The organism is Occultella aeris (genome assembly GCF_902703175.1).
GTDB lineage: Bacteria > Actinomycetota > Actinomycetes > Actinomycetales > Beutenbergiaceae > Occultella > Occultella aeris.
Window position 1 is genome coordinate 23,849 of sequence record NZ_CACRYJ010000028.1, and the last position, 20,844, is coordinate 44,692.

A 20,844-nucleotide genomic window follows, 5' to 3' on the forward strand; every position below is an offset into this window, starting at 1 on the left:
ATGCGGATCCTCCGAGCCGTCTCGATCGTCGCGATCGTCGTCGCCGTCGGCTGGTACGTCGCCGGTGCACTGAGCGCCGGCGGCGGCCTCGACGCCTGGTTCGACGGGCCGATCGGCGTCGTCCTCACGGTGGTGATCGTGGCCGGCGTGAGCCTGAGCATCACCAGCAGCCGCGGCGTGGGCAGCCAGCTCCGCACCGCCCGGGGGCGCGCCACCCGTGACTTCGCGGACGCTCCGGTCGCGATCGGCACCCTCGTGGACGCCGAGCACACCGGCTGGACCGTCAACGACATGCCCCAGCTGGATCTGCTGCTCGACGTGGAGACGCCGCAGGGCCAGCGATTCCGCGCCGAGGCCAGGACCCTGCTCGCCCACCACGAACTGGGGCAGCTCACCGTCGGTGCGCACTATCCGGTCCGGTACCGCCCCGAGGACCTGAGCACGGTGGAGCTCGCCGTCGACGCCGACCCGGACCAGATCCAGGCCGCGTTCAACGCGGTGATGGTGCGCCGCGGACTGACCGCACCGGAGGCGATCGAAGTGGCCGAGCGCGGGGTGCCGACCACCGGCGTGGTGACGGCCCTGCTGCCCACCGGCCGGGTCCGGGAGGACCACACCGAGATGGAGGTGCAGCTGCTCGTGAACCGATCGGACGGCAGCCAGTACCCGGCCACGAAGACGTCCTTCGTGCCGCAGTCGGCGATCGCGGCGGTCCAGGTCGGGCGGGTCGTCCAGATGCGGGTGCTGCCCTGGGACGAGCAGCGGATCGCGCTCGCCCTGCCGGTGAACTAAAGACCCCGGGGAGTGGGACGGGGCCGGACGATCAGTGATCGACCGGCCCCGCGAGTGTGTGCGTCAGCGCTCGTTGATGCCGAGGTAGTCGCGCGACGGGCTGCCTGTGTAGACCTGCCGGGGGCGTCCGATCTTCGTGGTCGGATCCTCCATCATCTCGCGCCACTGGGCGACCCAGCCCGGCGCGCGGCCCACTGCGAACAGCGGGGTGAACATGTTGGTGGGGAAGCCCATCGCCTTGTAGATCAGCCCGGTGTAGAAGTCCACGTTCGGGTAGAGCTTGCGCTGGATGAAGTAGTCGTCCGAGAGCGCGATCTCCTCCAGGCGCTTGGCGATGTCGAGGAGCTCGTCGCTCTGGCCGAGGCCGGCCAGGACCTTGTCGGCGACCTTCTTCACGATGGCGGCGCGCGGGTCGTAGTTCTTGTACACCCGGTGGCCGAAGCCCATCAGGCGGACACCCTTCTCCTTGTTCTTGACCCGGTCCATGTACGTGTCCACGTCGTCGCCGCTGGCCTGGATCTCGCTCAGCATCGCGAGCACGGCCTCGTTGGCACCGCCGTGCAGCGGGCCGGAGAGCGCGCCGATCCCCGCGGAGACGCTGGCGTAGAGGTTCGCGTGGGCCGAACCGACGATCCGCACCGTGGACGTGGAGCAGTTCTGCTCATGGTCGGCGTGCAGGATCAGCAGCAGGTTCAGCGCCTGCACGAGCGCGTCGTCGACCTCGTAGGGCTCGCCATTGGTCGAGAAGCTCATCCGCAGGAAGTCCGGCACGTAGCCGAGCGAGGGATCCGGGCCGATCATCTCCTGGCCGCGGGACTGCCGGAACGCGTAGGCAGCGATGGTCGGCAGCTTCGCGAGCAGCAGCACGGTGGCGAGCTCGACGGCGTGGGGGTCGAACGGGTCCACGCTCTCCGGGTAGTACCCGGGCAGCGCCGAGACCGCGGAGGACAGCACGGCCATCGGGTGCGCGTCGGTCGGGAACGCCCCGATCAGGTTCTTGAAGTTGTCGTGCAGGTGGGTGTGCCGCTCGACCCGTTCCGTGAACTGGCTGAGCTCCTCCGCGCTCGGCAGCTCGCCGTGGATGAGCAGGTAGGCCACCTCGAGGAACGTGGACTGGGCAGCGAGCTGCTCGATCGGGTACCCGCGGTAGCGCAGGATGCCCTCGTCGCCGTCGATGTAGGTGATCTTCGACTCGCAGCTCGCCGTGTTCATGAAGCCGGAGTCCAGGGTCACCAGACCCGTCTCCTTCAGCAGGTTCGAGATGACGACGCCGTCGTTCCCCTCGACCGCCGGCACCCGCGCGAACTCGAGTTCATGGTCATCGACCCGGAACGTCGCGGGGCTCAGTGTGGCGTCGGACATCATGTCCCTTCCTTGATTCTGGTTGCCTTCGGGCCTACAGTGCCCGGGCTGAAGAACTTCCGTCTCCAACGTACTCGCCGATCCGCGTGTTTCCCAAACGCCCGCTGGTCGCGGCCGCGGTCCTACCGCATGCTGGACAGCCGCTTGGCGGCCGCCCGGATCCGTTCGTCGGTGGCGGTCAGCGCGATCCGCACGTGGGACGTCGCCGCCTCGCCGTAGAACGCCCCCGGTCCGGCGATGATGCCTGCGTCGGCGAGGTCGCCGAGCGTCGACCAGCAGTCGCCGACCCCGTCGACCGGCCGCACCCACAGGTACAGGCCGGCCTCGGAATGGTCGACGGCGTAGCCGGCCGTGGTCAGGGCGCTCACCAACAACTCGCGGCGAGCCCGGTAGGTCTCGCGCTGGGCGTCGACGTGGGCGTCGTCACCGAGCGCGGCGATCATCGCCGCCTGGACCGGCGCCGGGATCATCATCCCCATGTGCCGGCGCAGCAGCAGGATCCGTCCGATCAGGTCCGGGTCCCCGGCCGCGAACGCGGCCCGGTAGCCGGCGACGTTGGACTGCTTCGACAGGGAGTAGACGACCAGGAGCCCGGACCGGTCACCCTCGGCGACCGAGTCCTGCAGAAGGCACGGGACGCCGTCGTCCGTCCACGGCGAGACCCACGGAAGTTGCGCGTAGCACTCGTCCGAGGCGACCACGGCACCGAGCTCCCGGGCCGCCCGCACAACCGCGCGCAGACGTTCGGCGCCGAGGACCTCACCCGTGGGGTTGCTCGGCGAGTTCACCCAGACCAGCCGCACCGCGGCGTCGCCGGCCCAGGCGGCGGCGTCGTCGGCGACGACCACCTGCGCCCCGGCCAGGCGGGCGCCCACGTCATAGGTGGGGTACGCCGCGCTCGGCACCACGACCTTGTCCCCCGGGCCGAGACCGAGCAGGGACGGCAGCGCGGCCACGAACTCCTTGGAGCCGACCGTGGGCAGCACCCCCGCCGGGTCCAGGTCGGTCACGCCACGGCACCGGGCGAACCAGTCGACGACCGCCGCCCGCAGGGCAGGCGTGCCGTGCGCCGTCGGGTAGCCGGGCGCGTCGGCCGCGGCCCGGAGCGCGTCCTGGACCACCAGCGGCGTCGGGTCGACCGGAGTACCGATGGACAGGTCCACGACACCGTCGGGGTGCCGGCCGGCCCGCTCGAGGTACGGGGCCAACGCGTCCCATGGGTAGGCGTCAGTGAGTTGGACGAAGCCCACGCGTCACTCGCCCTGCGGCGGCAGGGCCGCGATGAGCGGGTGGTCCTTCTCGATCAGGCCCATCTTGGCGGCCCCTCCGGGCGAGCCGATGTCGTCGAAGAAGTCGACGTTGGCGCGGTAGTACTCCGACCACTGCGAGGGCACATCGTCCTCGAAGTAGATGGCCTCGACCGGGCAGACCGGCTCGCACGCCCCACAGTCCACGCACTCGTCCGGGTGGATGTACAACGAGCGTTGGCCCTCGTAGATGCAGTCGACGGGACACTCGTCGATGCAGGCCTTGTCCTTGACGTCCACGCACGGCTGTGCGATCACGTAGGTCATGGATGATCCCTCCTGAACCTTGCTGGCGTCGTGCCGACTCGCCCGGCGAGCGGGCTGCTCCGCCTAGTATCTCCCATCAGAGGGTGCGACAGCGAAACGTTGGGTGCTGCCACCCGGAGGGGACGAGACATGGTCGACGACGGTGCGTGCGCTGAGCCGTTCTGGCACGACTGGCAGGTGGGTGAGCGGGTCGTGGTGCGGTACCGGCTGGACGCCGGCGGGGTCAGTGATGCCCTCGGCGAACTTGTCCGGGTGGACGACGCCGGGGTCGAGATCGCCACGCGCCGTGGCCTGGTCGTGGTCGCGGCCGGTGACATCGCGTTGGGCAAACGGGTGCCGCCGGCACCGGTGCCGCGGCGGACCCGCGGCTGAGCCGGCGTGTCAGCCGTCGTCGGCGTCGTCTCCCGACGGCGCCGGTCCGCAGACCACCCGGTTCCAGGCCGAGTAGCGGTGGCTGTAGGTGTCGTCGGTGACCACCTCGCCGTCGCGGCTGACGGTTCGGGTGACGTCCACGGAGAACCCGTTCGACCCGCCCGGCTCCGGGATGCAGTTGGCGGAGGTGTTGTAGACCGTCTGCGGCGAGGTGAACGCGTACCGGCCGCCGGTGACGATGTTCACATCGAACACGTCGGTGCCCCACAGCGTCACGACGACCTCGGAGTCGGTGACGTAGGCCTGGATGAGCACGCCGTAACCGGTGTTGTTCTCCCAGACCATGTCGATGCTGGGATCGTAGACGGTGGCCTCGCGCCCCTCCGGGTACCGGGAGAACCAGCGCGAGTGCGGTTGGTGGGTGACGTCGGTCAGGCCCGCCTCGAACCCGGCGTTGAACGAGGTGGTGGAGACCTGCGACAGCCCTCCGCCGACGGCTTCGCCCTCGAATCCGTTCACGACCACGCCCGAGACGGTGTACCCGTTCGCGGCCGTGATCGGCCGGAGGGCGTCGAGCAGCGAGAACCGCTCGCCCGGTAGCACCAGGATGCCGTTGATGTGTGCGGTCCCGGCGACCAGGTTCGCGGTCCGGGTCGGGTCGTGCGGGTACGGGGTCGCGAACGTGCCGATGACCTCGGTGACGCCGAGCGCCTCAGCGTCCGCGGTGGAGAACTCCGCCTCCGTCTGGGTCAGCTCCAGGGTCGCGGTCCGGGCGGCCGGGTCCGTGTTCACGGAGGCGGCGCGCACTCCCTCGGCGAGCGCGGCCGGGTCGAGACCGGTGCCGGTGACGGCCGGGACGATGGTGGGTCCGTTGTCGCCGAGGACGATCTGCGCGTCCTGGGGCGCCTCTCCGATCGAGGGGACCTTCGCCGTCACGAGTTCGGCGAGCGCGGACCCGTCGAGGGTGAGGACCAGGGATCCGCTCGCGTCGTCCAAGGCCATGGTGGCGGCCGAGGCGATCTCGGCCGGAGCGAGTTCCGCCGTCGTGTCGTTCAGGGCGACCGTGACCGGTCCGCTCAGCATCGGCTCGACCTGCTCGCTCATCGCCGCGGCGATCACGTCGGAGTCCACCATCGGGGGCACCGCGTCGGACGGCAGCTCGAGCGGGCGCTGCCCGGTGAGCCACTCGTCGGCGAGGAGCTCGCTCGCGCCCTCGACGTCGAGCGACGTCCCGTCGGCGGGTTCGGTGACGACCGGGGCACCGTCCACGAACTCGATCACGCCCTCGGTGGGAGGCACGTCAAGGCTCCCCGCGAGCGCTTCGACGGCCCCGTCGAGCGCGGCCTCGTCGATCGTGGATACTGCGGGCTGGTCGCCCAGGCCGAAGATGTGCCCGAGGACCACACGCGGGTCGAGGGTGAAACCGGTGATTCGCGCGATGGTCGCCTCGGTGTCGACGTCGAGGCCCGCCGTGGTCGGGTCGAGCTCGCCGGAGACGTCACCGAAGTGCACCGGGACAGGCACGGTCCGGGCCTCGGCGAGGCCCTCGTCGAGAGTGCGGACGGCCTCGTCCACCGCCAGGCCGGAGATGTCCACGCCTGCCACCCGGGTGTCACCGGGAACTCGGTCGCCGAGGAACCAGGCCGCTGCCACATAAGCGCCGGCGAGCACGACGATCACGGCGGCGGTCCAGATCAGCGCCTTCTTGGCCCGACCCTTGCGCTTGCCCTTCGGCTTGCGCCCCTTGCCACCAGCTGCCACTGCGCTCTCGTCCCCTGCTGGTTCATCCGGTCCACCGGCGGGTTCGCCGGCGACCACGTCATCGAGATCGGCGACCGGTTCGGCAGCACCGGCCGGCTCGGCCGAAACCGAGGGCGTCTCCGCGACCTGCTCGTCGATGACCTGCGTCGCCTCGGCATCTGAGGGCTCAGCGGGCGTGGCGCCCTGCGGTGCCTCTTCGGAGCCGTCGGGACCGTGCATCCCGGCGGCCGTGTCCGGCGTCTCGTGTTCGCGTCGCAAGCAGATGTCCTTCGTGTCGGCCACCCGACGTGGCCCCCTGAGGCGGTAGTCTACCGGCCGGACCGGCCCCGCCCTTGCGCCCGGTCCGCGACGGCAGGCAACAAAAGCATCACGGAATCGTGGTCATCCGTCCATGGAAATGCAGGACCGCGCCGCCCGACCCGGGCACCCGAGCGGACGCGAGCACCCGCCCGACCACGACGTCATGGGTCGCCGCCGGTCGGATCCATTGCGTCTCACACTCGAGCCACGCACTCGCGTCGTCCAGGATCGCGGCGCCACTGAGGTCACCACGGTGGTGGGCGACCGTCGCGAGCTGATCGAAGGCCGGCCGGCCCGGTGTTGCGAGCCAGTCTGCCGCCGCGAGCGCGCCGCTGCCGAGGATGCTGACGGCCCACCGGGAACCCGGTTCGACAGCCTCCCGCAACCGTGCGTCCGAATGCACGGTGAACAGCACGGTGGGTGGGTCCAGCGAGACCGAGACCAGGGACGTCGCGGTCATCGCGAGGTCCTGGTGGCGCTCGCGCACCGCCACCACGCACACCCCGGAGGCGAGCCGGGACATGGTCGCGCGGAACTCGTCCCGCGCCTCCTCGCTCACCGGGGGATCCGGCTCAGGCGTCGTCACGGAACCACCTCCGTGGTGCGAACGCCCCGAGCAGCACCGCCAGCATGGAGCCGAGCAGCCATGCGACACCGATCGCGTCGTCGGACACGACCACATCGCCACCCGGGCCGAGATACGTCATCGCGAGCACGGTGAGCACCACGCCGATGCCGTAGCCGAACAGGCCGCGGCCGTCGGCGAACGTCCGCGACAGCACCCCCGCAGCGAGGATGGCCAGCAGAGCGATGACGAGACCCCAGGGCTCGGACCAGCGATGGAAGGCGGTGCCGGTAGCGCCGAGGATCACCCCGAGCAGCACGGAGAAGACCGCCATCACCGGTGGGTACCAGGACGGGGGTGGTTCCACGGCGCCCTCGGCGTCCGTCCTGCCCGTTCCGGTGGTCGGCGCCAGTAGTCGGTGCAGGTCTTCGGGAGTGCCGTGACCTTGCGCGACCTGCAGTCCGGCACGTGCGGGGATCGGCACCAGGATGTCGTTGCTGAGCGCGAACCACCCGACGGCGTCCGTCGCGTCGACCCGGGTCGCCAGCTGGACCTGGGTGCGGTGGGCCGCCATCGCGGCGACGAGCTGACCGGCGACCTGGGTGACGTCGACCTCGAGGTCCACTTCGCCGTCGGGCACCACCTGGCTGGCCATCTCGCCGTCGGGGTCCGGCACGCTCAGCGCCTGCCCACTGGTCGCGGTCCGGGGGCGGTCCGGCGCGGCCTGCAGCCACGCAGCGGCCCGACGCGATGCCTGCGCGCCACGCACCGAGAACGCGACCACCGGCACCGACCACGGACTCGCGGGCTCCTCGGCGCCCGCTGTCGCGCCGGCACCGGAGGGCGCACCAGTGCCACCCGCCTGGACAGGGTTCGCGGCCAGCTCGACGGCGCGCATGGTGACCCGATGGATGTGCACGTGGTCGGGGTGCCCGTACCCGCCGTCGGGCTCCTCGGTGATCACCAGATCGGGCCGTAGCGTCCGGATCAGCCCGGCCAGCAGCCGGGCCGGCGCGTCGACGCCGGCGAGCGAGAACGCGTCGGCCGTGGCGTCCGGGGCGGGCACGGCACGCACCGTGGAGCCGGGGGCCCATGCCATGCCGGAATCGGTGTAGCCGGCGGTGCCGGGCTCGGCGAGGGAGTCGAGGAAGTGGTGGCGCGTCACGCCGAGCGCGGCCAGCGCGGCGGACAGCTCCTCCTCGCGCACCGCCGCGAGGGCCGGCCCGTCCCCCTCCACATACTTGAGCTCGGCCGGGATCACCTCGCCGCGCTCACCGCGGGTGGCGGTCACCACGGTGACCTCGGCCCGCCGGGCGAGGGTCGCCAGCACCGCGCCGGCGCCGAGGGTCTCGTCGTCGGGGTGCGCGAACGTGGCGAGCACCCGCAACGGCGGGGCGCTGATCGGATCTGTCACCGGTGCATCCTCGCATCACCTGCTGGGCGCCTGCGCACCCAGCAGTGCTCCTGCGGCCGGTCAGGCCTTACGGGAGCGTGAGACCGCCTTGCTCCGGTCGTTCTGGTTCAGGATCACCTTGCGGATCCGGACCGAGATCGGGGTGACCTCGACGCACTCGTCGTCGCGGGCGAACTCGAGGGACTCCTCGAGGGTGAGCTTGCGCGGCGGGATGACGTTCTCGAACGACTCCGACGTGGCCGACCGGATGTTGTTGAGCTTCTTCTCCTTGGTGATGTTCACGTCCATGTCGTCACCGCGGGAGTTCTCGCCGACGATCTGGCCCTCGTACACCTCGGACGTCGCCTCGATGAAGAACGAGCCGCGCTCCTGCAGGTTCAGCATCGCGAACGGCGTGGCCACCCCGGCGCGATCGGCGACCAGCGACCCGGTGGTGCGGAACTCGATCGGGCCGGCCCAGGGCTCGTACCCCTCGGCGATGGAGGAGGCGATCCCGGTGCCGCGGGTGTCGGTGAGGAACCGGGTCCGGAACCCGATCAGGCCACGGGCCGGGACCAGGAACTCCATCCGCACCCAGCCGGTGCCGTGGTTGGACATGTTCTCCATGCGTCCCTTGCGGGCGGCGAGGAGCTGCGTGACGGCGCCGAGGTACTCCTCGGGGACGTCGATGGTCATCCGCTCGACCGGTTCGTGCAGCTTGCCGCCGATCTCCCGGGTGACCACCTGCGGCTTGCCGACGGTCAGCTCGAAGCCCTCACGGCGCATCTGCTCCACGAGGATGGCCAGCGCCAGCTCGCCGCGGCCCTGGACCTCCCAGGAGTCGGGACGGTCCGTGGGCAGCACCTTCAGCGAGACGTTACCGATGAGCTCGCGGTCGAGGCGGTCCTTGACCTGACGCGCGGTGACCTTGGAGCCCTTCTCGCGGCCGGCGAGCGGGGAGGTGTTGATCCCGATCGTCATCGAGATCGCCGGGTCGTCAACGGTGATCAGCGGCAACGGGCGCGGGTCGTCCGCGTCGGTCAGGGTCTCACCGATCGTGATGTCCTCGATGCCGGCGACGGCGACGATGTCACCGGGGTTCGCGACGTCCGTGGGCACCCGGTCGAGGGCCTTGGTACGCAGCAGCTCACTGATCCGCACGTTCTGCAGGCTGCCGTCGCGGCGCGCCCAGGCGACCGTCTGCCCCTTGCGCAGGGTCCCGTTGTAGATCCGCAGCAGCGCGAGGCGGCCGAGGAACGGGGAGGCGTCCAGGTTGGTCACGTGCGCCTGCAACGGCGCGTTCTCGGTGTAGCCGGGAGCGGGGATGCGCTCGAGGATGGTGCTGAACAACGGCTCGAGGTCCGGCGCGTCCGGAAGCTCGCCGTCGGCGGGCTGGGTCACGCTGGCGCGACCGGCCTTCGCGGAGGCGTAGACGACCGGGACGTCGAGGATCGCGTCCAGGTCCAGGTCGGGCACCTCGTCGGACAGGTCGGAGGCGAGCGAGAGGAGCAGGTCCTGGGCCTCCGCGACCACCTCGGTGATCCGGGCGTCCGGTCGGTCGACCTTGTTGACCACGAGGATCACCGGCAGGTTGGCCGCGAGCGCCTTGCGGAGCACGAAGCGGGTCTGCGGCAGCGGGCCCTCGGAGGCGTCCACGAGCAGCACGACGCCGTCGACCATGGACAGCCCGCGCTCCACCTCGCCGCCGAAGTCGGCGTGTCCTGGGGTGTCGATGACGTTGATGGTCACGCCCTCGGGGTGCCCGGCGGCGGCAGCAGCCGGGCCGGAGTACTCCACCGCGGTGTTCTTCGCGAGGATCGTGATGCCCTTCTCGCGCTCGAGGTCACCGGAGTCCATCGCACGCTCGTCCACGTGATCGTGCGCGCCGAACGCGCCGGACTGCCACAGCATCGCGTCCACCAGGGTCGTCTTGCCGTGGTCGACGTGCGCGACGATCGCGACATTGCGCAGATCGGTGCGCTGCAGCAGGCCAGTCGTGGGCACACTCATCCGCAGTACTCAATTCCGAGAGGGGGAAGGGGGAGGGCACCAAGTCATCACGGGGCGCCGTCATCATCCTACCGGTGCCCGCCAGCCCGACCTAGGCGAGGAGGACACCTGCCGCGGTGAGTTGGCCCACACATGCCGGCGGGGCCCGAACGGGTCTTCCCCGCTCGGGCCCCGCCCGTACCGCCGCAGCGGCTGCGACTAGACCCCTGTGCCGGAGCTGCGCTGGGTGTCCAAGCCGGCCAACGGGTCGCCACCGGCGTGCTCGGCCTCGTACTGCTCGTCCGCCGCGAGTTCGGCGGCGGCAGCACTGAGCAGGGCGTCGCGGGTCTCCCGGCGCACCTTCTGCTCCTCGGGATCGGGCACCGGCACGGCGGCGATCAGCCGCTGGGTGTACGCGTCCTGGGGGTTGTTCACGATCTGCGCGGTCGGGCCGATCTCGACGAGCTTGCCATGGTGCATCACGGCGATCCGGCTCGACAGCATCTCCACGACGGCGAGGTCGTGGCTGATGAACAGGCAGGCGAACCCATGCTCGCGCTGCAGCTCGGTGAACAGTTCCAGCACGTGCGCCTGGACCGAGACGTCGAGCGCGGAGGTCGGTTCGTCGGCGACCAGGAGGGCGGGCTCCAGGCTGAGGGCACGGGCGATGCCGACGCGCTGGCGCTGACCGCCGGAGAGCTCGTGCGGGTAGCGGTTGCGCATGCTCCGCGGCAGTTCGACCTGGTCCAGCAGCACCTCGACCCGTTTCGCGAGCTCAGGGCCCTTGATCCCGGTGTGCAGCATCAGCGGCTCCCCGATGGACTCACCGATCGGCAGCCGGGGATTCAGCGAGGAGCCCGGGTCCTGGAACACGATGCCGATGCTCTTGCGCAGGGTGCGCAGGTCCTTGGGATCGATGCCGACCATGTCGGAACCGTTGACCCGAAGCGAGCCGCCGGTCACCGGCAGGAGCCCCACCACGGCACGTCCGATGGTGGTCTTCCCGGACCCGGACTCCCCCACCAGGCCGACGACCTCGCCGCGGTCGATGGTCAGGTCGACACCGTCGACGGCCCGGAACGCGGGCGTCCGGCCACGCTTGGGGTATTCGATCTCCATCCCCACGGCCTCCATCACCCGCTCGCCGAACAGGGCCTCGGCGGGCGCGTCGGTGGCCGCAGGGGCAGGCTCGTGCACCTGGGCCTGGCTGTGCGCACCGAGGTGCGGCACCGCGGCCAGGAGCTCCTTGGTGTACTCGTGCTCGGGGTGGTTGAAGATCTTGTCCGCCGTGCCGTGCTCGACCACCCGGCCGCGGCGCATCACGATGATCTTGTCGGCCATGTCCGCCACCACGCCCATGTCGTGGGTGATCAGCACGATGCCCGAGTCGATTCGCGATCGCAGGTCGCGCATCAGCTTGAGGATCTCGGCCTGCACCGTCACGTCCAGCGCGGTGGTCGGCTCGTCCGCGATCAGCAGCTTCGGGTCACAGGACAGCGACTGGGCGATCATGGCGCGCTGGCGCTGGCCACCGGAGAGCTGGTGCGGGTAGGAGTGGAACCGCACCTCGGGGTTGGGCATCTCCACGAGCCGGAGAAGTTCGAGGGCTCGCTCCTTCGCCGCGGAGGGTCCCATGTCGAAGTGGGTCCGGAGCGTCTCGACGATCTGGAATCCGACCGTGTACACCGGGTTGAGGGCGGTCATCGGCTCCTGGAAGATGACCGAGATCTCCTTGCCCCGGATCCTCCGCATCGCGGGACCGGTGAGCCCGATGAGCTCGCGGCCGCCGATCTGCGCGCTGCCGGTGGCTCGCCCGTTCGGAGGAAGCAGCCCCAGCAGCGACATCGAGGACTGGCTCTTGCCCGAACCGGACTCGCCGACGATGGCGAGCACCTCGCCGGGGTGGACGTCGTAGCTGATGTCGATCGCGGCCGGGAACCACTCACCCTCGACGTAGAAGTCGACGTTGAGGCCGTTCACCGACAGGATCGGCGCTCCGGTGCGGGCGGGCGTGTCTTCGGTGGTCTGCGTGGTCACGCGCGCACACCTTCCTTCCTTCGGCGCGCGCGGATCTCACGGCGCTGGCGAGCAGGCACAGGACCTGCGAGTGGGAGCATTGAGCAATGATCGGTCCGACCCTGACGTTCCGCACGCTGTTCGCACGCGTGCTGACCATCGTGATCGCGGTGGTGGCGGCGTGCGCCCTGGTCTTCTTCGTCCTTGACGGCGGCTGGCGGGAACTGGCGCGCTCCGGCCCGGTGACCCTGTTCGTGGTCGCGGGCGTGTGGGCGCTCTTCTGGAACCCTCTGGTCGAGGTGTCCGACGGTGGCGTCACCATCGTGAACGTCCTGCGCACCGTGCACATCCCGTGGCCCACGGTGGCCAGCGTGGACAGCCAGTGGGCGCTGCGGGTGCGCACCAACGACGGCGGCAGCTACTCGTCCTGGGCCGTGCCCGCCAGCAGTGGCATGGCGGCGCGGAGCCGCCGGCCGGAGCGCTCCGGCGGCCGCGACGATGCGGCCGCCGACAAGGTTCCCGACTCCCGCGCCAGGATCTCCGGTGCGAGCGCGGACGCTGCGGCGCTGGCCATCGGCCAACGCCTCGCGGCGCTGACCGAGGCCGGTCACCTGAGCAGGTCGCGGTCGACCGTCGGCGAGGTGCGCCCGACCGTGACCTGGAACGGTCCGGTCCTGGCCGTGCTCGCAGTCCTTGCCGCCCTCGGCGTGCTGGGGCTCACCCTCGGCTGAGATCGTCAGGTCCGCCGTCATGACGCGTGGGCCTGGACCTCGGCCTCGCCGCGGCGCGCCGCGCGAGCCATCTTCCGGGCCGACGGGATCCGGCGCTGCCGCGGGTCGAACGCGTCCCGGAGTCCGTCACCGATGAAGTTCACGCACAGCGCGATCGCGATGATGAACAGACCGGGCCACCAGAACAGCCAGGGCCGGGTGTTGAACGACGACTGGTACTCGTTGATCAGCTGGCCGAGCGAGACGTTCGGGAAGGAGATCCCGAAGCCCAAGTAACTGAGCGCCGTCTCCAGGAGGATGGCCGAGCTCATCAGCAGCGTGGTGGACACGATGATGACGCCGATCGCGTTCGGCAGGATGTGCTTGAAGATGATCCGCGAGTTGCTCGCCCCGGCCACCCGCGCGGCGTCCACGAACTCCCGCTCGCGCAGCGAGAGGAAGTCACCGCGCACGAGCCGGGCCAGGCCCGTCCAGGTCACCGCACCGAGCGCGATGGCCAGTGGCAGCGGGTCCGCGCCACCGAACAGCTTCCCGAGCACTGCGCCGATGACGATCGTCGGGACCGTGATGACCAGGTCGGTCATCCGCATCAACGCAGTATCCGCCCAGCCTCGGAAGAAGCCGGACAGTGCGCCTACGAGGACCCCGACTGCGGTGGAGACCAGGCCGACCACGACCATCACGAGCAGCGAGGTCTGCACCCCGCGCATGACGCGGGCGAAGATGTCGTGCCCGATCTCGTCCTGACCGAACGGGTGCGGGCCGATCGCGAACCCTTCCGGGCTCCAGGGCATCGTCAGCGTCGGCGTTCCGCCGGGGTTCACGATCGGGTTGGTCTCGTTCGGGCCGTAGGGCCACCAACCGGAGATGTACCAGGAGTCCGTGAACACCGGGAACCCGATCGAGGTGAGCGCGAGGACGAAGATGAGCACCATCACGATCAGGCCGGTCATCGCGCCCTTGTGCCGGAAGAACCGGGACCGGACGATCTGGCCCTGAGACTTGCCCTCGACCTCCTTCATCTCGATGGCGTTCTCCGCCGACTCGACGCGACCGTCGTTCGGGGTCGGATCGGTCATGTTGTTGGAGGTCATGCGTTCACCCGGATTCGTGGGTCAAGGACTGCGTAGATCAGGTCCGCGATGATGTTCGCCACGATCGCCAGGAACGCGACGATCATCAGGTAGGCCATCACCGGTTCGATCTGGTCCGTGTCCAGCGATTGCAGGAAGAGCTGGCCCATGCCGGGTCTGCCGAAGATACGTTCGGTGATGATGGCACCGCCGATCAGCGTGATGACGTCCAGGGGCACGATCGTTGCCAACGGGATCAGGGAGTTGCGGAAGCCGTGCCGCACCACCACGGTGCGCTCGGTGAGTCCCTTTGCCCGGGCGGTGCGGATGTAGTCCTGGTTCATCACCTCGAGCATGCTGCCGCGCGAATAGCGGGTGTACCCGGCGAACGAGATCAGCATCAGGGCCAGCGTGGGCAGCAGCAGGTGGGTGTAGGAGTCGAGGACGCCGACCCACCAGTTCCCGCCGAGGTTCGGCGTCCGGTCCCCGATCGTCGGGATCGGCCGGCCGTTGATGGCGTTCGAGTTGTAGTACGGGCCCCAGACGCTCATCACCTGGTCGATGAAGATCAGCCCGGCCACCAGGAAGGCCACGATGCCGCCGGTCCGCGCGGACTGCTTCCAGTCCGGTCCGCGGTACAGGACCCCGATCCCGACGCCGACCCCGATCGCGAGCAGGGCCAGGAGGGCCACGACGCCCCAGTTCATGTAGTCGGTCAGGTAGTAGAACAGGTAGAAGCGGACCGGGTACCAGAGCGCCACACCGAGCGCGGCACAGGTCAGCGCGGTGTAGAGCGCGCGGCGGTTCCTCAGGCCCGTCGACAGGGCAGTGACCGCGAACGCGATCACCACGGAGGTCACCGCGAGGATCACAGGCCCGATGTTGGGTGTCTCCCACCAGCCGGACAACTGCAGGAACGCGAGCGCGGCGATGGTGGCCCCGCCGCCGATCGCCGCGTTGATCAGCCTGCGTTTGACGGCGCCGCCAATGGCGAGCTGCCAGAGGAAGCCGGCGATGACGCCGAGGCCGACCACAATGCCCCAGGCGATCCACGGGTTCGCGAGGAAGTCGTTGAAGCCGATCGCACCCCACTGCTTGAGCAGGACGGCGACCCAGAAGGAAGGCAGCGAGAACAGCAGGAAGGAGACGAACGTGATCAGGTAGTCGAACCCGCTGTACTGACGCAGCGCGGAGACGATGCCGACCGCGACGCCCAGGACGATGGACAGGACCGTGGCTGCGCTGACCAGTTGAACGGTCGAGATGATCGCGCCCTGCAGCAGCTCGCCGACGGGGCGGTTCGTGCGCCAGGCGGTGCCGAGGTCACCCGTGAGAACGCCGCCGAGCCACTCGAAGTAGCGTTGGATGACCGGCTCGTCGAGTTCGAGCAGCCGGATCCGCTCAGCGATCTGGAACTCCTTGTTGGGGTCCGTGGACGCGATCAGATCCTCGAGCGGCTCGATCGTCAGGTCGACGAGCAGATAGAGAAGGAATGACGAGACGAGCAGAATGCCGAGTCCGATCAGGACTCTGCGGATGATGAACGTCAACATCGTGGGGACATACCTCGCAACCGGCTCGGACCGCACTTGGCCGTGGAGTCTACGCCGACGCCACGCAGGTGCAGGTGCGAACCTCTAGGGGTGGGGATCAGCCGAATCCTAGTCGCGTGAGGGGCGCCGGGACACCAGGTCCCGGCGCCCCTCACGTACTACTTGTCAGCCAGAGGCTAGCGCTGACCGCGGTCGAGTCAGCTCGAGGCCTCTTCGGTGGCGGTCGTGCTCCACTCCCAGAAGTTCCAGAAGATGGTCGGCGAGATGGAGATCGGGTCGATGCCCTCGACCTCCGTGTTGTACGACGTCACCCCCGGGAACTGGAAGATCGTGACACCGAACGCGTCGTCGACGAGGTGGGTCTCCACCTCGGCCAGGATCTCGCCCTGGCGCGTCGTGTCGGTCTCGACCTGCAGCTCGTCGAACAGTGCGTCCACCTCGGCGTTGGAGTACCCGCCGAAGTTGTTCAGGCCACCGGTGCGGTAGTTCGCGTCGGACTCCGACACCGCCGTGGAGGTGGACTGCCAGCCGAACAGCGACGCGTCGTAACCGCTGCTGTCCTCGAGGAGGGTGCCCCAGTTGTCGTCACCGCCGTCGATCACGTTGAACAGGCCGTTCTGGCCCGCCGACTCGGCGATCAGCTGGTACTGCTGCTGGCGACGCACGTTGCTCGCGCCGTACAGCATGCGGACGTCGATCGGGGTCGTGACCCCGGCCTCCTGGAGCAGCGCGGTGGCTGCGTCGAGGTCGGTCGCACCCGGGAACTGCTCGGCCATGCCGTTGACGGCAGAGACGACGTCGTAGTTCGGCGAGCCAGGGATCGAGGTGTAGGAGTTGCGGATCTCGGCCTCGGGGTTCAGCGACACGATGAGCCGGTCGATGATGTCCTGACGCGGGATCAGCTTGAGGAACGCCTGACGCACGGCCAGGGCCGTCGCCTCGTCGCCGCCGTAGGTGGCCGGGTCGAACGGGCCGCCGTTGTCGAACATGAGGTCGACGTGCTCGTAGGTGCCCTCGTCCTGGGTGATGATGTTGTAGCCGTCGCCGAGAGCCTCGAGCGAGGCCAGCACGTCCGCGGTGGACTGCGGGGAGATCACGTCGACCTCACCGTTCTCCAGCGCCTGGACCTGGGCCATCGGGTCCTCGTTGTAGCGGATGGTGACCCGCTCGACCGTCGGCGCGTGGTCACCGGTGTAGTCCGGGTTCGCGACCAGGGTCACGTACTGCTCGTTCACGTACTCCTCGAGCAGGTACGCACCGGAGGACAGGTACAGGGACTCGTCGTCCGGGAGGGCGTTCCCGAACTGGAAACCGGTGTTCCAGAACTGCGAGATCGGGCTGAGCGCCTCGGCGTCGCGGTCGTTGACGGCGGCGATCAGCGCGTCCTTGGCCTCCTGCGCGTCCTCGATGTCGAGGGCGTGGCTGGCCACGACGTGCGCGGGCACGCCAACACCGAAGTTGACCTCCCAGTCAGCGAACGGCTTGGTGTAGACGAGCGTGATGCTCTGCCCGTCCTCGGAGATCTCGGGGGTCTCCTCGACCAGTGCGAGACCCGCGTTGGTGTTGTTGAAGTAGACGCCGGCGTCGACCTCGTCCTGGTTGGTGACGTTGCCCTCCTCGTCCTGCTCGGCCTCCACGGTGTTCATGTGGCCGCTGGTGGACGCCCAGGTGAGCAGCATGTCGGCGGCGTCGACGGGCGTGCCGTCGGACCAGGTCACGTCATCGTTGATCGTGTAGGTCACGGTGAGCGGGTCGTCGCTGACCTTCTCGTAGGTGCCGAAGGACTCGTCGGTGACGAGGTTCAGGTCCTTGTCGTAGTAGTTGAAGCCACCGTTCATGAGGTACAGAACGATCGCATTGGCCGTCGCGTTACCAGTGGCCGAGTTCGAGTTGTACTCGTAGAACGGCTGGTTCCAGCCGATGTTGATGGAAGTGCCCTCGTCGATGCCGGCGTTACCGCCGCCGTCACCACCGTCAGTGCCTTCGTCCCCGGGCGGGGTGCAAGCACTGAGCACGAGCGCACCTGCTGCGACGGTCGCAGCCAGGGCGGAAATGCGCCGGATCTTCAATGTTCCTCCTATGGATGGCATGGAGCCCCCTGTCCCGGACCGGTTCCGGAAAGACCTGATGGGTCTGACGAGGCAGAGCGTCCGCCATGGACACGGGAACTGTACACACGCTCAGTTGCCATCTCGCCCTTTGGTCACAAGGTTGTGGCCGCATCGTTATCCAAGTGAGACCCGAATACGTCTCTTTACCGGACGTGGTAACGCATCGGAAACGTAACGGTTATGCGCGGGTCATCCCGCTGCCGCTCGCCCCTTGCCGCGGTGGCGAGTTCCGCCGTCGGGCATTGCGACCTCTATGTAGTGCGCCGGGTGTGTGGTGCACCGGGCCCGACGGCGAGCCCCACCACCGCGAAGTTCCCTGCGGCTCGGGCGTGGGTCACATCGCTCGAGGCAGCCGGTAGGTCCATCGGGAGTCGTCGGCCACCCAGACCGGCGTGACCCACGCGCCGGACACCCGATATCTTGATGTCGAGCGATTCCCCGACCAGCAGAGGATCTTCTTCGTATGTCCACCATCATCTACACCCACACCGATGAGGCGCCGCTGCTCGCGACGTACTCGTTCCTGCCGATCATCGAGGCCTATGCATCGACGGCAGGCGTCGAGGTGCAGACCCGGGACATCTCGCTCTCGGGTCGCATCATCGCGCTGTTCGGTGAGTACCTCACTCCGGAGCAGCGCCTGCCCGACGCGTTGACCGAGCTCGGCGAGCTGGCCAAGCGGCCCGAGGCCAACATCATCAAGCTGCCGAACATCAGCGCCTCCGTGCCGCAGCTCAAGGCGGCCGTCGCCGAGCTTCAGGGCCAGGGCTACGCGCTTCCGAACTACCCGGACGAGCCGGCGACCGACGAGGAGAAGGAGGTCCGCGCGCGCTACGACAAGGTCAAGGGCAGCGCCGTCAACCCGGTCCTGCGCGAGGGAAACTCCGATCGCCGCGCACCCGCGTCGGTGAAGGGGTACGCACGCTCGCACCCGCACTCGATGGGCGCCTGGGCCGCGGACTCGAAGACGAACGTTGCGACGATGGACGCCGACGACTTCCGCTCCAACGAGCAGTCCGTGGTGCTCGCCGCCGATGACACCCTGCAGATCCGCCACGTCGCCGCGAACGGTGCCACGACGGTGCTGAAGGAGTCGCTGCCGGTCCTCGCCGGTGAGGTCGTGGACGGCACGGTCATGCGGGCGGGTGCGCTGGACGCGTTCCTGGCCGAGCAGATCGCGCACGCCAAGGCGGACGACGTCCTGTTCTCGGTGCACCTGAAGGCGACCATGATGAAGGTCTCGGACCCGATCATCTTCGGCCGCGTGGTGCGCGCGTTCTTCCCGGACCTGTTCGCGGTCTACGGCGAGCAGCTCGCTGCGTCCGGCCTCAGCCCGAACAACGGGCTCGGTTCCATCCTCGCCGGCCTCGACGCCCTGGACCCGGCCACCCGCGCCGGGGTTCAGGCCGCGATCACCGAGGGCTTCGCCCACGGCCCGGCGCTGGCGATGGTGAACTCGGACAAGGGCATCACCAACCTGCACGTGCCCAGCGACGTGATCGTGGACGCCTCGATGCCCGCGATGATCCGGACGTCCGGCCACATGTGGGGCCCGGACGGCGCCGAGGCGGACACCCTCGCGGTGATCCCGGACTCCTCCTACGCCGGTGTGTACCAGACCGTGATCGACGACTGCCGCGCGAACGGCGCCTTCGACCCGACCACGATGGGTTCGGTTCCGAACGTGGGTCTCATGGCCCAGAAGGCCGAGGAGTACGGCAGCCACGACAAGACCTTCGAGATCACCACCCCTGGCACCGTGCAGGTGGTGGACTCCGCCGGCACCGTCCTGATCGAGCACGAGGTCTCCCCCGGCGACATCTGGCGCGCCTGCCAGACCAAGGATGTCCCGATCCAGGACTGGGTGAAGCTGGCCGTGACCCGCGCCCGCGCCACCGGTTCCCCGGCCGTGTTCTGGCTGGACCCGGCCCGCGCCCACGACGTGAACCTGACCGCCAAGGTCCGTACCTACCTCGCCGACCACGACACCGAGGGCCTGCAGATCGAGATCATGTCCCCGGTCGAGGCCACCCGGTTCTCCCTGGAGCGCATCCGTCGCGGCGAGGACACCATCTCGGTGACCGGCAATGTGCTGCGTGACTACCTGACCGACCTGTTCCCGATCCTCGAGCTCGGCACCAGCGCCAAGATGCTCTCGGTCGTGCCACTGATCAACGGGGGCGGCCTGTTCGAGACCGGTGCCGGTGGCTCCGCGCCGAAGCACGTGCAGCAGCTGGTGGAGGAGAACCACCTGCGCTGGGACAGCCTCGGTGAGTTCCTCGCCCTCGCGGTCAGCTTCGAGCACCTGGCCACCACCACCGGGAACGCCCGCGCCCAGATCCTCGCGGACACCCTGGACCGGGCGACGGCCACGTTCCTGAACGAGAACAAGTCGCCGAGCCGCAAGGCCGGGCAGCTCGACAACCGTGGCAGCCACTTCTACCTGGCGACGTACTGGGCGCAGGAACTGGCCGCGCAGACCCAGGATGCGGAACTGGCGGCCGCGTTCGCCGCGGTCGCGGCGGGCCTGACCGAGAACGAGGAGGCCATCACGGCCGAGCTGCTCGCGGTGCAGGGCTCGCCGGTCGACCTCGGCGGCTACTACCGGCCGGACGAGCAGAAGGCGTCGGCGATCATGCGCCCGTCGGTGACATTGAACGACGTGCTCGCCACGCTCGCCTGAGCAGCGCTACGCGCTGGACCCGGTACGAGGTACGACGGCGGCCGTCACCGTGGGTGGTGACGGCCGCCGTCGTCGTCGGTCGCCTCAGCCGTCCTGCTCGCCATGGTGGTCCGCGAACCCCTCCGGTGCGCGGTCCAGGAACGCCGTCACGGAGGAGATCCGGCCGTCCTCGGCGAGCACCAGCACGTCGGTGCCCGTCGCGAACGAGGTGCCGTCGGCAAGGACGATCTCCCAGCGCAGCCGGGCCCGGTCGGTGAGTCGGTCGGGTCCACCGAGGTGCACCAGGTTCGCCTCGCCCATGTGCGCGATGAACTCGTCACGGAACCCGCCCAGCGCCTGCGCCCCGGTGAGGACGCCGACGGCCGCGTGGTAGTCGACGTCGTCGGAGAACACCTCTGCCGCGATCCGGCTCCGTTCGGCAGGGTCCGCCGTGTTCCAGAACCGCGCGTACTAGCCGAGGATCGTGTCCGGGTTGATGGTGGGTGTGCTCATGGTCTCGTCTCCCTCTCGTTCCGTCGGCTCCGGGGCGGAACCGACGGCTCAACGGTGCGGGTCCGCCCTGCCCCGCG

General features: G+C 69.3%; 16 protein-coding genes. 4 read left to right on the top strand and 12 right to left on the bottom strand.

Going from position 1 to position 20,844, the window contains the following annotated elements:
• Positions 1-792: a hypothetical protein gene (locus HALOF300_RS09970; RefSeq protein WP_156740813.1), complete on the top strand. Its 792-nt coding sequence runs from the start codon at positions 1-3 to the stop codon at positions 790-792.
• A gap of 63 nt (positions 793-855) precedes the next feature.
• Here HALOF300_RS09970 and HALOF300_RS09975 read toward each other — a convergent pair whose 3' ends face one another.
• The 3 genes from HALOF300_RS09975 to fdxA all read right to left on the bottom strand — a co-directional run bounded on the left by HALOF300_RS09975 (position 856) and on the right by fdxA (position 3,728).
• Positions 856-2,154, bottom strand: coding sequence for a citrate synthase (locus tag HALOF300_RS09975; RefSeq protein ID WP_156740814.1), 1,299 nt, complete (start codon positions 2,152-2,154; stop codon positions 856-858).
• A 122-nt stretch (positions 2,155-2,276) separates the two neighbouring features.
• Positions 2,277-3,404: a succinyldiaminopimelate transaminase gene (dapC, locus tag HALOF300_RS09980; protein ID WP_156740815.1), complete on the bottom strand. Its 1,128-nt coding sequence runs from the start codon at positions 3,402-3,404 to the stop codon at positions 2,277-2,279.
• Positions 3,405-3,407: 3 nt separating this feature from the next.
• Complete coding sequence (gene fdxA / locus HALOF300_RS09985; RefSeq protein ID WP_156740816.1) at positions 3,408-3,728, bottom strand: ferredoxin; 321 nt, start codon at positions 3,726-3,728, stop codon at positions 3,408-3,410.
• 129 nt (positions 3,729-3,857) lie between these two features.
• Here fdxA and HALOF300_RS09990 point away from each other — a divergent pair, with 129 nt between their 5' ends.
• The gene (locus HALOF300_RS09990; RefSeq protein ID WP_156740817.1) at positions 3,858-4,100 is read left to right on the top strand and encodes a putative acetyltransferase; all 243 of its coding nucleotides are present in this window, start codon (positions 3,858-3,860) and stop codon (positions 4,098-4,100) included.
• A 9-nt stretch (positions 4,101-4,109) separates the two neighbouring features.
• Here HALOF300_RS09990 and HALOF300_RS09995 read toward each other — a convergent pair whose 3' ends face one another.
• The 5 genes from HALOF300_RS09995 to HALOF300_RS10015 form a co-directional block, all read right to left on the bottom strand.
• On the bottom strand, positions 4,110-6,119 hold the full coding sequence (locus HALOF300_RS09995) for a VanW family protein (RefSeq protein ID WP_156740818.1): 2,010 nt from the start codon (positions 6,117-6,119) through the stop codon (positions 4,110-4,112).
• 109 nt (positions 6,120-6,228) lie between these two features.
• A complete protein-coding gene (locus HALOF300_RS10000) occupies positions 6,229-6,747 on the bottom strand; it encodes a flavin reductase family protein (RefSeq protein ID WP_269455276.1) in 519 nt (172 codons plus the stop codon).
• Entirely contained in the window at positions 6,734-8,140 is a 1,407-nt protein-coding gene (locus tag HALOF300_RS10005) for a PIG-L family deacetylase (RefSeq protein WP_231955208.1), read from the bottom strand. The genes HALOF300_RS10000 and HALOF300_RS10005 overlap by 14 nt, the downstream gene beginning before the upstream one ends.
• Positions 8,141-8,200: 60 nt before the next feature.
• Positions 8,201-10,129 (bottom strand): translational GTPase TypA, encoded by a 1,929-nt coding sequence (gene typA / locus HALOF300_RS10010; RefSeq protein ID WP_156740819.1) that lies wholly within the window; start codon positions 10,127-10,129, stop codon positions 8,201-8,203.
• A 198-nt stretch (positions 10,130-10,327) separates the two neighbouring features.
• Positions 10,328-12,145 carry an ABC transporter ATP-binding protein gene (locus HALOF300_RS10015; protein ID WP_156740820.1) on the bottom strand — a complete coding sequence of 606 codons (1,818 nt, stop codon included), beginning with the start codon at positions 12,143-12,145 and terminating at the stop codon, positions 10,328-10,330.
• An 86-nt stretch (positions 12,146-12,231) separates the two neighbouring features.
• On the opposite strand from HALOF300_RS10015, the gene HALOF300_RS10020 reads away from it, so the two are divergent.
• Entirely contained in the window at positions 12,232-12,855 is a 624-nt protein-coding gene (locus HALOF300_RS10020) for a PH domain-containing protein (RefSeq protein WP_156740821.1), read from the top strand.
• 17 nt (positions 12,856-12,872) lie between these two features.
• On the opposite strand, the gene HALOF300_RS10025 is transcribed toward HALOF300_RS10020, so the two are convergent.
• The 3 genes from HALOF300_RS10025 to HALOF300_RS10035 form a co-directional block, all read right to left on the bottom strand.
• Complete coding sequence (locus tag HALOF300_RS10025; protein ID WP_231955210.1) at positions 12,873-13,949, bottom strand: ABC transporter permease; 1,077 nt, start codon at positions 13,947-13,949, stop codon at positions 12,873-12,875.
• Entirely contained in the window at positions 13,946-15,481 is a 1,536-nt protein-coding gene (locus tag HALOF300_RS10030; protein WP_156740822.1) for an ABC transporter permease, read from the bottom strand. The genes HALOF300_RS10025 and HALOF300_RS10030 overlap by 4 nt, the downstream gene beginning before the upstream one ends.
• A 197-nt stretch (positions 15,482-15,678) precedes the next feature.
• The gene (locus HALOF300_RS10035; RefSeq protein ID WP_156740823.1) at positions 15,679-17,550 is read right to left on the bottom strand and encodes an ABC transporter family substrate-binding protein; all 1,872 of its coding nucleotides are present in this window, start codon (positions 17,548-17,550) and stop codon (positions 15,679-15,681) included.
• 505 nt (positions 17,551-18,055) lie between these two features.
• On the opposite strand from HALOF300_RS10035, the gene HALOF300_RS10040 reads away from it, so the two are divergent.
• On the top strand, positions 18,056-20,275 hold the full coding sequence (locus tag HALOF300_RS10040; RefSeq protein ID WP_156740824.1) for an NADP-dependent isocitrate dehydrogenase: 2,220 nt from the start codon (positions 18,056-18,058) through the stop codon (positions 20,273-20,275).
• An 84-nt stretch (positions 20,276-20,359) separates the two neighbouring features.
• Here HALOF300_RS10040 and HALOF300_RS10045 read toward each other — a convergent pair whose 3' ends face one another.
• The gene (locus HALOF300_RS10045) at positions 20,360-20,668 is read right to left on the bottom strand and encodes an isomerase (protein ID WP_197522446.1); all 309 of its coding nucleotides are present in this window, start codon (positions 20,666-20,668) and stop codon (positions 20,360-20,362) included.
• Between the last annotated feature and the right edge of the window lie 176 nt (positions 20,669-20,844).

Coding starts and splice junctions, on each gene's coding strand:
- HALOF300_RS09970 (WP_156740813.1), top strand. CDS start 1: ATGCGGATCCTCCGAGCCGTCTCGATCGTCGCGATCGTCGTCGCCGTC.
- HALOF300_RS09975 (WP_156740814.1), bottom strand. CDS start 2,154: ATGTCCGACGCCACACTGAGCCCCGCGACGTTCCGGGTCGATGACCAT.
- fdxA (WP_156740816.1), bottom strand. CDS start 3,728: ATGACCTACGTGATCGCACAGCCGTGCGTGGACGTCAAGGACAAGGCC.
- HALOF300_RS09990 (WP_156740817.1), top strand. CDS start 3,858: ATGGTCGACGACGGTGCGTGCGCTGAGCCGTTCTGGCACGACTGGCAG.
- typA (WP_156740819.1), bottom strand. CDS start 10,129: ATGAGTGTGCCCACGACTGGCCTGCTGCAGCGCACCGATCTGCGCAAT.
- HALOF300_RS10020 (WP_156740821.1), top strand. CDS start 12,232: ATGATCGGTCCGACCCTGACGTTCCGCACGCTGTTCGCACGCGTGCTG.
- HALOF300_RS10025 (WP_231955210.1), bottom strand. CDS start 13,949: ATGACCTCCAACAACATGACCGATCCGACCCCGAACGACGGTCGCGTC.
- HALOF300_RS10030 (WP_156740822.1), bottom strand. CDS start 15,481: ATGTTGACGTTCATCATCCGCAGAGTCCTGATCGGACTCGGCATTCTG.
- HALOF300_RS10040 (WP_156740824.1), top strand. CDS start 18,056: ATGTCCACCATCATCTACACCCACACCGATGAGGCGCCGCTGCTCGCG.